Annotated in this window: 13 protein-coding genes; 6 read left to right on the plus strand and 7 right to left on the minus strand. The window is 35.5% G+C overall.

Features of this window, described 5'->3' with window-relative positions:
- The first annotated feature begins 3 nt into the window (after positions 1 to 3).
- Entirely contained in the window at positions 4 to 630 is a 627-nt protein-coding gene (locus BW936_RS13230) for a DUF4230 domain-containing protein (protein WP_076548877.1), read from the plus strand.
- Here the strand turns inward: BW936_RS13230 and BW936_RS13235 are convergent.
- Positions 608 to 2365, minus strand: a complete 1758-nt coding sequence (locus BW936_RS13235) for an aromatic amino acid hydroxylase (protein WP_076548878.1) — start codon at positions 2363 to 2365, stop codon at positions 608 to 610. The genes BW936_RS13230 and BW936_RS13235 overlap by 23 nt on opposite strands.
- Positions 2366 to 2534: 169 nt before the next feature.
- Between BW936_RS13235 and BW936_RS13240 the strand changes: the two genes are divergently transcribed.
- Positions 2535 to 3002 (plus strand): Lrp/AsnC family transcriptional regulator, encoded by a 468-nt coding sequence (locus tag BW936_RS13240; RefSeq protein WP_084182083.1) that lies wholly within the window; start codon positions 2535 to 2537, stop codon positions 3000 to 3002.
- A gap of 59 nt (positions 3003 to 3061) precedes the next feature.
- On the opposite strand, the gene BW936_RS13245 is transcribed toward BW936_RS13240, so the two are convergent.
- The gene (locus BW936_RS13245; RefSeq protein WP_076548879.1) at positions 3062 to 3634 is read right to left on the minus strand and encodes a DUF4136 domain-containing protein; all 573 of its coding nucleotides are present in this window, start codon (positions 3632 to 3634) and stop codon (positions 3062 to 3064) included.
- A gap of 73 nt (positions 3635 to 3707) precedes the next feature.
- Positions 3708 to 3866 carry a C1orf53 family protein gene (locus BW936_RS19660; protein ID WP_159439025.1) on the minus strand — a complete coding sequence of 53 codons (159 nt, stop codon included), beginning with the start codon at positions 3864 to 3866 and terminating at the stop codon, positions 3708 to 3710.
- A gap of 197 nt (positions 3867 to 4063) precedes the next feature.
- Between BW936_RS19660 and BW936_RS13250 the strand changes: the two genes are divergently transcribed.
- From BW936_RS13250 to hemL, 4 genes are read left to right on the plus strand one after another with little or no spacing between them, the layout of a single operon-like run.
- Positions 4064 to 4393: a hypothetical protein gene (locus tag BW936_RS13250; protein WP_076548880.1), complete on the plus strand. Its 330-nt coding sequence runs from the start codon at positions 4064 to 4066 to the stop codon at positions 4391 to 4393.
- A gap of 11 nt (positions 4394 to 4404) precedes the next feature.
- A complete protein-coding gene (locus BW936_RS13255) occupies positions 4405 to 5310 on the plus strand; it encodes a 1-aminocyclopropane-1-carboxylate deaminase/D-cysteine desulfhydrase (protein WP_208611123.1) in 906 nt (301 codons plus the stop codon).
- Positions 5307 to 6131, plus strand: a complete 825-nt coding sequence (locus BW936_RS13260) for a glucosaminidase domain-containing protein (RefSeq protein ID WP_076548881.1) — start codon at positions 5307 to 5309, stop codon at positions 6129 to 6131. Before BW936_RS13255 ends, BW936_RS13260 begins: the two co-directional genes overlap by 4 nt.
- 16 nt (positions 6132 to 6147) lie before the next feature.
- Positions 6148 to 7428, plus strand: a complete 1281-nt coding sequence (gene hemL, locus BW936_RS13265; RefSeq protein WP_076548910.1) for a glutamate-1-semialdehyde 2,1-aminomutase — start codon at positions 6148 to 6150, stop codon at positions 7426 to 7428.
- 66 nt (positions 7429 to 7494) lie between these two features.
- On the opposite strand, the gene BW936_RS13270 is transcribed toward hemL, so the two are convergent.
- The 4 genes from BW936_RS13270 to BW936_RS13290 all read right to left on the minus strand — a co-directional run bounded on the left by BW936_RS13270 (position 7495) and on the right by BW936_RS13290 (position 14219).
- On the minus strand, positions 7495 to 7950 hold the full coding sequence (locus BW936_RS13270) for a lysozyme family protein (protein ID WP_076548882.1): 456 nt from the start codon (positions 7948 to 7950) through the stop codon (positions 7495 to 7497).
- Between the two features lie 522 nt (positions 7951 to 8472).
- Positions 8473 to 10962 carry a zinc-dependent metalloprotease gene (locus BW936_RS13280; RefSeq protein ID WP_076548884.1) on the minus strand — a complete coding sequence of 830 codons (2490 nt, stop codon included), beginning with the start codon at positions 10960 to 10962 and terminating at the stop codon, positions 8473 to 8475.
- Between the two features lie 785 nt (positions 10963 to 11747).
- Positions 11748 to 13439 carry a lysine--tRNA ligase gene (gene lysS / locus BW936_RS13285; RefSeq protein ID WP_076548885.1) on the minus strand — a complete coding sequence of 564 codons (1692 nt, stop codon included), beginning with the start codon at positions 13437 to 13439 and terminating at the stop codon, positions 11748 to 11750.
- A gap of 216 nt (positions 13440 to 13655) precedes the next feature.
- The gene (locus BW936_RS13290; protein WP_076548886.1) at positions 13656 to 14219 is read right to left on the minus strand and encodes a thioredoxin family protein; all 564 of its coding nucleotides are present in this window, start codon (positions 14217 to 14219) and stop codon (positions 13656 to 13658) included.
- Positions 14220 to 14285 lie beyond the last annotated feature (66 nt).

Raw genomic sequence — 14285 nt, forward strand, 5'->3', positions numbered from 1 at the left:
AGCATGAGAAAATTTGTAGCAGGCGTTTTAATCACCTTGGCAATTGTTTTCATTGTTCGTTCTTGTGAAGACGAGAAAGAAGATAAATCTATTCTTGAAGAAAACTCCATGCTCATTCAACAAGAAATCACCAATGTTTCTAAGTTGGTAGTAACGGAAGGGCATTTTGCTGAAGTGTATAATTATAAAGATTCAAAAAAGCTTTTTGGCTCTTTGTTACGAGCAGAGAAAAAGGCTTTTGTGGTGGTAAATGCAGATGTAACGGTAGCTTATGATTTAAGTAAGATTGAATTCGAAGTTGATGAAGCAACAAAAACCGTGAAAATTAATAGTATACCCGAAGCAGAAATTAAACTGAATCCGGATTTTGAATACTACGACGTCACCGCAGATTACCTTAATCAGTTTGATGCAGCCGATTATAATAAGATCAAGAAAACGGTAAAGGCTTCTTTAATGAAAAAAGTAGAAGCTTCTGCATTGCGCAGTAATGCGGAAAATAGGTTGATCAGTGAATTGCAGAAATTCTACATGCTTACCAATTCCATGGGTTGGCAATTAACGTACCAAGAACAAACTATTGAATCTTTAGAAGGGTTGCAAGCGATTAAGCCAGTGATTTTACCGTAGCTAATTCCAATCCGTCATCTATTAATTGACCTAAGTTAGGTTGGTCTAGTTTAATGGTTTCAAGATGCAGTTTAATGTTTTTAGCTAGTGTTTTTTCATTGCTTAAAACGGCCAGTTCATATATCTCAATAGGCAATAACCAGTCTTTCGGATATTTTTCTTGTATGACCTCAAAAACCTTTGTTCTAGAGATAATAGTATTGTTTCCCTCTCTAAAATCTCTAATTAGTTTATAGTATGATTCAAGCTCAGAATATGTGTCATTAGAATTGTTGTAATTTCCTGAACTTAAAGAAAGGTCTAACAGGTCAAAACTATATAAATCTGCAGGACCATGATAGGCAGAAACAATCTCTTCTCCAATGGCCATATTGTACAATTCTTCGTCCGATTCAAAAAGAGTTAGTCCGTTATGTGTTACTCTGCAGTTCTCAAAAGTGATTAAAATAATGCGTCCTTTTAGATTACGTGTGCCGGTAACTATTTTTCCGGTAACATTAATTCCGCCGATAAAATCTAGCGAAATAACTTCTCCTTCATAAATTTTATAAGCTTTAAGGTCACGCGGACTCATATCTTCTATTGGGATATTGATGCCTTTAAGTCTACCGATAGGAGAGCCAAAACCGGTTTCATGCCGATTAATATCTTGACCTACTAATTCTTTTTCTCGGTATGCCAAGGCAGATTTTCCCTCCGTTTGAAAATAAATAGGTTTGCCATCATGGGCAAGTAATGATTTAAAATTGCCAGATACCTGTAAACCGGTGCTTAGCTCAATAGTGCCTAATTCTTTAGAATTTATAAGTTTTTGTAAACCTGTAAGTCCACCTTTTCGTAAGGCCATAGTATTAGCAAAGTCTTCTAGTACCTGACTTAAAAAGGCAAAATCTGGAGTTACGAATAGTTGCGGTTGTTTTTTGGTAATATCAAAAGATGTTTTTGCCGCCTCAATAGAATAAGGCAGTTTTTTTACATTGTCGGTCATACACCACTGACTTTCCCCTATAGAAGATAAAAGTCCCGCTCCGTAAATTTTAGGATCTTCTAAGGAGCCTATAAGCCCGTATTCCACTGTCCACCAATGTAGATTTCTAATGAGAGCCATCTCACTAGGTTCGCCCATATTATCTTGAAGGAATGCTATGTGCTTCTCAGCTTGTTCAATTTCGTCTAAAGGAGTTCCTTTGGCTTCTTTGATAATGGACAAATGACGTACAGCTTCATAAAGCTCAAAGTCTTTTGCGCTAGATATAGCTTTACAACCTATTTCCCCAAAGCGTCTTAAATAGGCTGCATATTCAGGATTGGCAATAATAGGGGCATGACCGGCACCCTCATGAATAATGTCTGGTGCCGGGGTATAGGCAATATTCTCTAATTGACGAATATCTGAAGCAATTACAAGAACATTATATGCCTGAAATTCCATAAACGCGGCAGGGGGGATAAACCCATCAACCGCTACAGCAGCCCACCCTAAATCCTTAAGAATACGGTTCATGCCATACATATTAGGAATATGGTCTATGGATATACCAGTTTTGCGTAAACCTTCTAAATAAGATTTATGGGCAACTTTACTTAGATAATCTACATTCTTACGCATTACATACCGCCACACGGCCTGGTTGATAGGGGTGTAGTCCTCGTAATTTTGAGGTTTAATGTACTGTCTTAAATGCCTTGGAAGCTTATCTAAAATAGGATTGCTTTCATATTCAGATGTATTCATACAATTAATTTTCTTGTGATAGACTCATAGTATTTCTATTAAATATATAATTAATAGACCAATTAATTGTTAATATTATCTATATTAGGAAATATATCTTTTGTAAAGTGTTATTAAAGGAATAAGTTCTTTTTTGTTGCAGCTTGCAATTGTAAAACAGGAAAAAGTTATGATGGATAAACTAGATGATATAGATAGAGCGATATTAAGAATATTACAGAAAGATGCTAAGACCGTAGCTAAATCTATTGCAGAACAATTGGGATTGACCAAAACGCCGGTTTATGAACGTATTAAAAGATTGGAACAAGAAGGGTTTATCAGGAACTATGTAGCAATTTTGAATAAAGATAAGATTGAAGAAAGCATTACGGTCTTTAGTTTTGTGTCTTTAGAGGCTCAAAAAGGAGCCATGATGGATGATTTCTTTGAGCAGGTTATGAAATACCCAGAGGTTGTTGAGTGTTTTGTTGTAGGTGGCGAATTTGATTTTCATTTAAAAGTTGTCGTTAAAAATTTAGATGCTTATTATAATTTCGCAAAATTTAAAATAGCATCTCTACCAAGTGTAGGTAATGTTAAAAGTGCATTTGTTTTAAACGAGGTAAAGAACGATACTCATTTTCCGTTACTGTAAATAAAAAAGGCTTGCAGGTGAATTCATCTGCAAGCCTTTTTTTTAAATCTATACTCTCATTATTTCATTGCAACCGCATTAGGTGGGTATTGCTCTAAAATTTGAGAAACGAATTCTTTAATACGTTCTTCTTTTTTGGCTATATTTTTAGTGTTTGAAAGTGTGCCTACACCTTTACCCTGCCATACCAGTTCACTGGTTTTATTATCTATAAGGTCTATATATAGAGATCCTTGTGTGCTTGCACTAACACTGGTTCCACCTCCCCAGCCAAAACCGGGTCCCCATGAGTAAGGATTGTAACCCCATCCCCAGGCGCCGCCCCAACCATAGTTGTTATTGTAAACATCGACTCTTTCTTGTTCTTTGGTGAAAATACTTACCAATAAATCGGGATTTTTAGATTTCACAAATCCTCTATTACTCATTTCAGTTTCTATGGCACGTAAAATTCGTTTCTTGTCTAAATCTGATATTTGTGCCTTGTCTATGCCTGTTTTATAAAAGGCATAAGATTTATAACCGTTAAAATCTGCTTTTTGATCATAGTCAGAAAGTACGCTAACCGATGAGCAAGAAGTAATAAAAACTAAAAGAAGCAGTGGTAAGCCAAGTAATTTAATGTTTTTCATAACGTTATATGTTTTAAGTACCAATTTTTTCTAAAAGAATATTCACAAATACCATGCCGAGCTTTGTTAAATACTATTGTGTATTTGTTTTAGGGTCATAGCCATAAGGGCAATGTCTACAGCCACTTTCACAGCAATATCCTCGTTTAAGGTGAAATTGTTTCGTAAATACTCTAAATCCATTTTCGGACCAGTAAAAATCACCTTCCTCAATAGGGATTATTTTTTTCATGTAATCAGTGTATCTTAATGGTATAAAGTTACTTCTTTCTGTTGATAACCTAAGGAGTAAGATGTTTAGAAGTTAGCTATAAAGGAGGTTTAGCCAAATTTTGACCATTTAACGGTTTTGTTGGCAACAAAAACCCGTAATTTTCTTACAACCCATATTTGGCTTTATCTTTGTAATGGCATCATTAAATTAAATCTATGATATTGATTTTTAGACACTTCTTTTATAAAAATTACGTAGGGCTATCACTATGGCCTTTTATATTTTTGAAAAATGGAAGTTTAAAAAATGATGATGAGCTTATAAATCATGAGAAAATTCATTTGCGCCAGCAACAAGAATTATTGATTCTTCCTTTTTACCTTCTCTATTTAGTTGAATGGGCAATACGTACTATTTGCTATTTAGATACTTACAAAGCTTATCAGAATTTAAGTTTTGAGCGCGAGGCCTATATCCATGAAAATGATATGGATTATCTATCAAATCGTAAAACGTTCAGCTTTATTAAATATCTTTGGCGATAAATTCGTCCTACTTGCAAAGCATCAATCAACTTGTTGAACATCCTTTATTAGCAGAAAAGCAAGTAAGTCTTGTTATAAAACGTGAAGATGTACTTCATCCATTTATTTCAGGAAACAAATACAGAAAACTCAAGTACAATTTATTGGCTGCCAAGTTAGAAGGTCAGCATACTATTTTAACCTTTGGCGGAGCATATTCTAATCATATTGCCGCTACTGCTTATGCCGCAAAGGAAAAAGGGTTTAAATCGATAGGAGTTATACGTGGCGAGGAACTTGAAAATTCTTGGCCAACGAATACCACATTAAAAAGAGCTTTTGATGATGGTATGCGCTTTAAGTTTATAAGTAGAAGTGATTATAGAAAAAAAGAATCCACCGTATTTATTGATGATTTACAAAATGAGTTTGGGCACTTTTATTTAGTACCAGAAGGGGGCACAAATGATTTGGCGGTAAAAGGATGTGAAGAAATTATTACCCAAGAAGATAAAGAATATGATATTATATGCAGTAGTGTGGGTACTGGAGGAACGGTGTCTGGATTGATAAAGTCTTCTTTTTCGCATCAAAAAGTATTGGGGTTTTCTGCGTTGAAAGGCGATTTTTTAAGAGATGAAATTGAAAAAATAGTGGACAATAAACGTTGGCAACTGCTTACCAATTATCATTTTGGAGGTTATGCAAAAACATCCAATGAACTAATACATTTTATAAACGCATTTAAAGAGGCAACGGCTATACCCTTAGACCCTATTTATACAGGAAAAATGATTTTTGGGTTGTTCAATATGGTCAAGCATGATACTTTTGCGGCTGGAACTAAAATTATGGCAGTACATACAGGTGGTTTGCAAGGTATAGCTGGTATGAATAGTGTGCTGAAAAAGAAAAATTTACCTTTATTGAATATATGAAAAAGATAATTTTATTGGTTTTAGTAATAGGAATTGGGTTGTTATCTTGTAAATCCAAAAAAAGATATTCAGATCAATTACGTACCAAAAATGTAAAGACAGAACGTAGAAACTCAAGCTCAGAAACCTCTAAGAAAGGGGGTAGTGCTGATATGCCGGCCGAGCCCTCTAAATTTGTTCGTTTTACCATAGATTCCCCATCAGATTATATAGACACATTTGCTGAAACCGCTCAGTTAGAAATGATGGGTTACGGTATACCGGCAAGTATAACCTTAGCACAAGGACTTTTGGAAAGCGGTAATGGAAAAGGGGAATTGGCCATGAAAACCAATAATCACTTTGGTATTAAATGTCACAAAGGTTGGGAAGGTGATTATGATTTTCATGATGATGATGAAAAGGGAGAATGTTTTAGAAAATACAATCATCCCATGTATTCTTTTAGAGACCACAGTATATTCTTAACTACACGATCTAGGTATGCCTTCCTGTTCAATTTAAGACATACCGACTATAAGGGGTGGGCTAGAGGCTTAAGAAAGGCAGGATACGCTACTGATCCAAAATATCCGCAAAAACTGATCTATTTAATAGAAAAGTATGGTTTGGATAAGTATGATAGGCAAATCAAAAAAACGGACTATAAAGATAGACCGGTTGTTACAAATGATTTAAGCAACGTGCATACGGTACAAAAAGGAGATACGTTGTATTCATTGTCCAAAAGATATTACATGAGTGTAGATGAATTAATGAAGTTAAATAATTTGCCCAATACGGACCTGTCTATTGGACAATCTATTAAAGTCAAAAAATAGTAAAACCATTAAGAGTATGATTTATCAAAGAAGTAGCGCCCTGTTTGCAGAGGCAAAGAAATATATACCTGGCGGCGTAAATTCTCCCGTACGTGCGTTTAAAGCTGTAGGCGGTGATCCAATATTCGTGAAAAAAGCGAAAGGAGCGTATTTATATGATGAGGACGGTAATAAGCTAATTGACTATATCGCATCTTGGGGACCGTTAATTTTAGGTCATGCCCATGAGCCTGTAATCAATGCAGTGGTAGAAAAAGCTCAAAACGGGACATCGTTCGGTATGCCTACAGAAATTGAAACAGAGCTAGCTAAATTAGCGATATCTATGGTGCCGAACATGGATAAGATCAGGTTCGTAAACAGCGGTACAGAAGCTTGTATGAGTGCGGTACGTTTGGCAAGGGGCTTTACGGGAAAGGATAAAATCATAAAATTCGCCGGATGCTATCACGGTCATTCAGATTCGTTTTTGATTCAAGCGGGTAGTGGTGCGGTTACTTTTGGTAGTCCTAATAGTCCCGGTGTAACTCAGGGTACTGCAAAGGACACACTGTTGGCAGATTATAATGATCTGGCAGGAGTGAAGGCATTGGTTCAAGCAAATAAGGGAGAGTTGGCAGCAATTATCATAGAACCAATTGCCGGTAATATGGGGTGTATTGTACCTGCGGATGATTTTATGAAAGGCCTTCGTGAATTATGTACGCAAGAAGGAATTTTATTGATTTTTGATGAGGTAATGACCGGTTTTCGTTTGGCGAAAGGCGGAGCTCAGGAAGTCTTGAATATAAAGGCAGATATTGTTACTTACGGTAAGGTTATAGGTGGCGGATTGCCAGTAGGTGCCTTTGCTGCAAGAACAGAAATTATGGATTTTCTTGCACCGGATGGACCCGTTTATCAAGCAGGTACGTTAAGTGGAAATCCGCTGGCTATGAGCGCAGGTTTGGCTATGTTGACAGAATTGAACAATAACCCTGAAGTATTTAAAAGTCTTGCTGATAAGGCAGAATACCTACACAAAGGCATTTCTGAGGTACTGATCAATAAAAAGGTAGCACACCAAATTAACCGTTACGGTAGTATGATATCTGTACATTTTACTGATGAGGCTGTAGTGGATTTTGCTTCTTCCGCAAAAGGTAATAATGAAACATTCAAGAAGTACTTTCATGGCATGTTAGAGAGAGGTGTTTATTTGCCGCCAAGTGCTTTTGAAAGCTATTTTTTAAACGATGCTCTTAGTTATGAAGATTTAGATGCGACTATCAATGCCTTGAAAGAAATAGAATTATAGATTTAGCATTTATTGGTATTTAAATTAAAAAGAGTCCTTGGTTAAGGACTCTTTTTAATTTAAAGGTTATTCTCTAGCGGAATGTTTTCCTTTTCTATCTCGTTTGTTTTTACCATTACCACGCATTTTTCTTTTATGGTTCATTTTCTCCCATTTTTCAAATTGCTCATCATTAAGAATAGATTTCATTTGTTCTTTACGTGCAATTTGATGGTCTAAACGTGCGTTTTGCATGGCGTATTTTTCATCTGCGGTCAAAACTTTTTTACCCTCTTTCTTATGGGCTATACGTTCTTCCATTTTTGCTTTTCTAACTGCAGCTTCTTCAGTAAGTATAGTTTTTACTTTAGCTTGTTGCGATTTATTTAAATCTAATGCCAAGGTCATTTTTTTTGTTTGGATCGTAGCTACTTGTTCAGAAGTTAAATTCCTCATATCACCTCTTTTTTCATTTCTGCCATGATCTTGTGCCGTTGCTGTTATGCCAGCCATTACTAAAATGGCCATTACTAGTTTTTTCATGTGTGTTTTTTTTGTATTTACTTCTTTGACATGAATTTTACAGTTTGGTTTAAATATGGATGTGATTTTAATAAGGATTTAATTACTTTTTGAGTGTTTTGACAATAAAAAAGCGCGGCTGTAGGGGCCGCGCTTTAAGTAGGTAAGTCTTTTTAACATTTTAATTTGTCTGTGTTCTTCCCTCTATGGTTTTGTAAGGGTTGATAACAATGTCGGCTTCTTGATCATAAGTGTTAGTTACAATTTCCTCTTTTACTGTTTCATTTGTACTGTGATGGTAAACGATAGAAGCACAGATGAAGCAAGCCAAGTAAATAAGACTTTTTAATTTGTTAGTCATGATTTGGGGGTTTTTAAATTCAATACTAATCTAAAAAACAATAACACATGAAAAAGCCCATTGTTGTGTAATGGGCTTTTTTTGATGTCTAGAATATTTAATGTGTGGTATATACATTTCATTCATCGATGTAATTGGTTTTTAATCGATAGTGATGAAAATTCAATTCTTACAACAAGTAATTATTTAGGGTCCAAAATGTCGTTAATACGCTCAGAAACATCGTCGTAATGATATTTTGTCATCATATCTGAGGTTCTGTTACGTGCATTTCTAATAGCTCTTTTTAAAATGTTCAATTCTGCCCTGGCTATGGATCTAATATCAGATTGGCTAGTGTTGACAACTGTTGATTTTCTGTAGCCACCAAAATCAGAACCTTTAGATTGATTACCTGCTGTTAACAAATATGCTAAGCGATCTACATGAGCCTTTTGCAAGTTTCTTCTATAGGTGTCAACTGGTTTTCCGTTTTTAGCTTCGGCCCAAATTCCTTTTCTTAATTCATCCATCATTTGGGTTAGAGCGTATGCTTTTTGCTTATCTACCGTCTCATATTCTATGAGTCTGGCCATTTTACCTAAGCTTAATACATTGTTTAATGTACGCTCTTGCATAGATCGCATTTGCTCTAAAAATCCGGAATACTCTGTACGGTCTAAAATATCTTGATCCAGCATCCACATTGGGGTGTTAAATAGTTGTGCATGAAGAAAAGCCATAGCCCTTTGTTGTTTCTCTTTTGGTACGGCAGTATATACAGCACCCTCTTGGTCATAGGTCTTATGATTTTCATAAACACCACCAATGTTGTTGGATACGTGCCCCATATACCTATTGAATTGAGAAAATATTTGTCCGTAAAGCTTATCTAGGTCTTCGTAATTTTTTCCATCTTCGGCGGTCCATTCAATTAATTTAGGAACAATTCTTTTAAGATTTGCTATGCCGTATTCACTAGCTTTCATGGCATCATCACCTAAATCCTCGGTTTGCGAACTAGGATCAACAATATCACCAACTTGTTGGTGTCCAAATCTATATAAAGGATCTCCGGCATGAGCCATAATCCATTTGTCTAAGGTAGATTTTTCTTCTTCTGCAGAAGTGTTTAAAATAGGTTTATATCCCCATTTAATGGCATACTTATCATAAACACCAATATCTGGCATTAAGGCCACGCCTTCATCTCCAGGTTGCGCTATATAGTTAAAACGCGCATAATCCATAATTGACGGTGCTGTTCCATATTTTTTGGTAAATGTTTTAGATCGTAGCGAATCTACAGGGTAGGCAACACTACTCCCCATGTTGTGTGGCAAGCCTAAAGTGTGCCCAACTTCATGAGACGATACAAATCTAATTAAGCGTCCCATAACGTCATCGTCAAAAGAAACACCTCTAGCAGCAGGGTTAATAGCTGCTGTCTGTACAAAGTACCAGTTTCTTAAAAGCGTCATTACATTATGGTACCAGTTAATATCAGACTCCAAGATTTCACCACTACGTGGGTCACTAACATGGGGGCCGTTTGCATTTGGTATAGGGGACGCTAAGTAGCGAACAACAGAATAACGTACGTCTTCAGGAGACCATTCTGGATCTTCCTCTTCTGTAGGAGCTTCTTTTGCGATAATTGCATTTTTAAAACCTGCAGCTTCAAAAGCAACTTGCCAGTCCTCTATACCTTGTTTAATAAATGGGATCCATTTTTTTGGTGTAGCTCTATCTACGTAATAGATAATTTGCTTTTTTGGTTCTACCAGTTCACCATTCTTAAATTTTTCTACATCTTCATCTTTTACTTCAAGACGCCATCTATCAAGAAATTTAACTGTTTTGCTTTCTTGTGCCTCTAGGCCATAATCAACCTGACCTCTGGCAAACCAGCCTACACGTTCGTCAAAGAATCTGCGTTTCATTTGTTCCTTGGGCAATAATATCATGGAATTATTGATTTCTACAGAAATAGAACCTAAGCTAGGGTTACTAGGGGCGGCACTTGCAAAATATGTTTTAATATGACGTACCTCTACATTTAATGGGTAGCTTTTGATAGATTCAATATAACCTCTACCTTCATCTAAACGAGAAACTTTATATTGTTTACGATACTGTTCTGGCATACCAAAAGCCTTGGTATCTTTTGAAAAAATATCGTTTACTTCGATTACAGTTGTTGGGTTCAATGAATCTTTTTTGATCGCTTTTATATCAAAGGAAAATAAAACAGGTTCAAAGTTTGAATTCATCACGGCTTCGTGAACCGGTAAAGAGTCTGCAGCAACAACATCATGAGATACTACACGAAGTAGAACTTTTTTATCTTTCTTTTGCCAACGTAAAACCTGGGTGTTTATTTTTCCGCCACCAAAGCCAATGCCTGATGCAGTTTTAGAAATACGGCTAACCATCAACATTTCTTTGTTGAAAAGAGAATCTGGAATTTCAAAAAAGTGGTTTTCGTTTACTACGTGGGTAGTAAAAAGTCCGTCATCACTAACGGCATCTTTTGTGATTACCTTGTTATAAGGTTGAATTTTGTCCTTTGAAGGTTTACTGGCTTCTTGTTCGGTATTTTTTTTCTTCTTTTTAAAAATTTGTGCTTCGGCATTTTGGTAGCCAAAAACACATAAAAATAGCAATAACTTTAAAAGTAATTTTCTTTTCATTTGTAAGTGAGTTAGGTGATCCTCCAAAGATTGAAATAAAATTTGGAACAAATAGTTAATAATTTCTTAAGGGTAGATGTAACAATGCTGAGGGAAAGGCGTCTATTAAATAGGAATAAACATTTTTTCATTTCTGAATTAGTCGATAATAAAGTCTTTGCAACTGCAAAGGCTTTATTTTTTTTGGTTACTATCTTGAGCAATAAGGATGGTATAAATTGAAGTAATCCTATTTCTACAAGTTCAGTAACAAGATTATGAGGACTACCTTTTTGTTTGATTTCATGAACTTAAACGTAACCCGTGGCTTATACGAAAACTTTTAATGGTTTAGCCATATATAGTAAAGCATAAAATCACTACTACTGGTGATTGAGAAGGGAGTCTGTATTTAAATTATAGGCATATCTAGACCCATTAAAAAACGACAGTTTACAAGGAACAGAAAAGATGCTATATTATTCAGCCGCCGTCATAAACAACATTGGGATATGCAATAAAGAAGTGGTAAGTAAAATACTAAGATTTCTTAGTCCCGATAACTGCTGCTAAGTCTACTAAACCGGTAACAGAAAACTCTTTTGTTAATGAGCGTCCGTCACCAAATACCCATTCAAAGTGCAACTACTATTAGGGCATCTACATTTTTTGAAAATCAGTACAAAGAGTAAAAAAATAGTGATCATTAATAGGAACTATACACAGCGTTATTTTTCTGCTTAAATTCATGCTGGCTGGTTTTGCCAGCTTCAAAGCTGCTATTTTTTTACCCTTTTGAGGAACAGTTACTTCAATATTTCAACAAAAAGAACATCGCTCTCTTTGTAGATTTTAGCTAATTGCTGCTTTGTGATACCCTTTATTCCTTTATCCCAAGCTTTGTTGCTTAGATCAGATTTAGTTTTTAAGGAGTCAAGTTCCATTTTCTTTTCAGCCTTAAGAATGTCGAAAATTACTTTTTCATTATCAGACAATTGAAGTGGTTTTTTCTCAGGTCTCATTTGTGGGAAGAACAATACTTCTTGTATAGATGCATTATTGGTCATCAACATCACCAAACGATCAATACCAATACCAATACCAGAAGTTGGGGGCATACCATATTCCAAAGCTCTTAAAAAGTCTTGGTCAATGAACATAGCCTCATCATCTCCTTTTTCAGAAAGTTTCAATTGATCTTCAAAACGTTCTCTTTGATCAATAGGATCGTTAAGCTCAGAGTAAGCATTGGCCAATTCTTTTCCATTTACCATAAGCTCAAAACGCTCTGTCAATGCAGGGTTGTCTCTATGCTCTTTGGTTAACGGACTCATCTCTTTAGGATAATCTGTAATGAAGGTTGGTTGCACATAGAAGTGCTCACATTTTTCACCGAATATTTCATCGATCAATTTTCCTACACCCATGGTTTCATCAACCTCTAAACCTAATTTTTTAGCAGTTTCGCGAAGCTCATCTTCTGGCATACCTGCAACATCATAACCAGTATGTATTTTTATAGCTTCAAGAATTGGCACACGAGCGTATGGAGCTTTAAATTCAATTTCGTTTTCACCGACGGTAACTTTTGTAGTTCCGTTAGAATCCATCGCAATTTTCTCCAATAATTTTTCTGTGGTATCCATCATCCAGTTGTAATCTTTGTACGCAACATACAATTCCATTACGGTAAATTCTGGGTTGTGGGTACGGTCCATTCCTTCGTTTCTAAAATCCTTAGAGAATTCATAAACACCATCAAAACCACCAACAATTAGCCTTTTAAGATAAAGTTCGTTGGCAATTCTTAAGTACAAAGGAATATTCAGCGCATTATGATGCGTTAAAAACGGACGTGCAGTTGCACCACCAGGTATAGGTTGTAAGATCGGAGTCTCTACTTCTAAATAACCAGCCGCGTTATAAAATTCACGAATACTATTGGTGATTTTCGTTCTTTTAATAAAGTTCTCTTTCACCTTTGGGTTCACTACCAAATCAACATAACGTTGACGGTAACGTAATTCAGGATCATTGAATTCGTCGTATACTTTTCCATCAGCATCTTTTTTAGGAAGTGGTAAAGGTCTTAGCGATTTGCTTAACATGGTAAATTTCTTCACCATAATAGTTTTCTCACCAACCTGAGTAGTAAAAAGTTCCCCTTTAATACCGATGATATCACCAATGTCCAACAATTTCTTGTAAACATCGTTGTACAAGGTTTTATCCTCTCCCGTACAAATTTCGTCCCTATTGAAATACACTTGAATACGACCAGTACTATCTTGAAGTTCGGCAAAAGAAGCCTTACCTTGAATACGACGAGACATAAGTCTACCGGCAACAATTACCTGTTTGCCTTCTTCATAATCAGATTTTATACTTTCTGATGTGGAATTTACAGGATATAAAGCAGCAGGATACGGATTGATACCCAGTGCTCTTAATTTGTCTAATTTCTCTCTTCTGATAAGCTCTTGCTCCGATAATTGCATGCCGTCGTTTATTTAGCTGGCAAATATAATCGATATGTCTTAATCTTTCAATCTTGTAGACACTAAAGGATGGCGTCTTTATATATTTATTTTAGAAGAGACTCCGTAAATATACCTTTCATCTTAGTAGTGAAGTAAGGCATTTCTATCCTTTTATTAGATGTTGCTAATTTAATAGAAAGTAATCCTTTTGCTTTTTAAGTTAAATTTTATGTGTTAGTCAAAATGTAATGATGACGTATAATTGGGGACATACTCGTGTTGCGAAATAATTTTTAATATGTCTTCTTCTAAGGTTGTAACAGGTGTTTCAATGATTCTGTTTAATTCTTTGCCATTTTTGTAAAATATAAAGGTAGGTACTCTACGGATGTTTAATCCCCACTCTTCACCTTGCGGACTTTTTTTATAAGATACCTTACGTTTGTCTAAGGCCACAATTTTTAAGTTTTCTAGAGGGAAGCCTGCAGATTTTAGAATTTTCAAAAATCTAGGTACTTCCCGTTTACTATCGGCACACCATGTTGCCATGAAGATTAAAATTTTGTAAGACGCTATTTTGCCTTTAAATACATCAATTTGATTTTGGTCAACTTCATAGTTTACAAAGTTTTGTTCATACCATGATTGGTAGGTGTTTGTTGAGAGTGCGTCTACCGTAACTTCACCTAACAAAAAAGGTTGTTGGTTTTCTAATGTGACCTCTTGGTTTGGGTTTTGGGAGAATGTAGAAACCGTGTAATTTAGAAATAAGATAATAATAATGACTGGAAATTTCATGATTTTAGGTTTTAGATTAGACCTGAAAATTCTTGAAATTGTTAAAGGAAAAGTGTTCTTTTTGGG

The organism is Maribacter ulvicola (assembly GCF_900155985.1).
GTDB classification, from domain to species: Bacteria; Bacteroidota; Bacteroidia; order Flavobacteriales; family Flavobacteriaceae; genus Maribacter; species Maribacter ulvicola.

Coding starts and splice junctions, on each gene's coding strand:
- lysS (WP_076548885.1), bottom strand. CDS start 13,439: ATGCAATTATCGGAGCAAGAGCTTATCAGAAGAGAGAAATTAGACAAA.
- BW936_RS13235 (WP_076548878.1), bottom strand. CDS start 2,365: ATGAATACATCTGAATATGAAAGCAATCCTATTTTAGATAAGCTTCCA.
- hemL (WP_076548910.1), top strand. CDS start 6,148: ATGATTTATCAAAGAAGTAGCGCCCTGTTTGCAGAGGCAAAGAAATAT.
- BW936_RS13280 (WP_076548884.1), bottom strand. CDS start 10,962: ATGAAAAGAAAATTACTTTTAAAGTTATTGCTATTTTTATGTGTTTTT.
- BW936_RS13245 (WP_076548879.1), bottom strand. CDS start 3,634: ATGAAAAACATTAAATTACTTGGCTTACCACTGCTTCTTTTAGTTTTT.
- BW936_RS13290 (WP_076548886.1), bottom strand. CDS start 14,219: ATGAAATTTCCAGTCATTATTATTATCTTATTTCTAAATTACACGGTT.
- BW936_RS13260 (WP_076548881.1), top strand. CDS start 5,307: ATGAAAAAGATAATTTTATTGGTTTTAGTAATAGGAATTGGGTTGTTA.
- BW936_RS13230 (WP_076548877.1), top strand. CDS start 4: ATGAGAAAATTTGTAGCAGGCGTTTTAATCACCTTGGCAATTGTTTTC.
- BW936_RS13240 (WP_084182083.1), top strand. CDS start 2,535: ATGATGGATAAACTAGATGATATAGATAGAGCGATATTAAGAATATTA.
- BW936_RS13270 (WP_076548882.1), bottom strand. CDS start 7,950: ATGAAAAAACTAGTAATGGCCATTTTAGTAATGGCTGGCATAACAGCA.
- BW936_RS13250 (WP_076548880.1), top strand. CDS start 4,064: ATGATATTGATTTTTAGACACTTCTTTTATAAAAATTACGTAGGGCTA.
- BW936_RS19660 (WP_159439025.1), bottom strand. CDS start 3,866: ATGAAAAAAATAATCCCTATTGAGGAAGGTGATTTTTACTGGTCCGAA.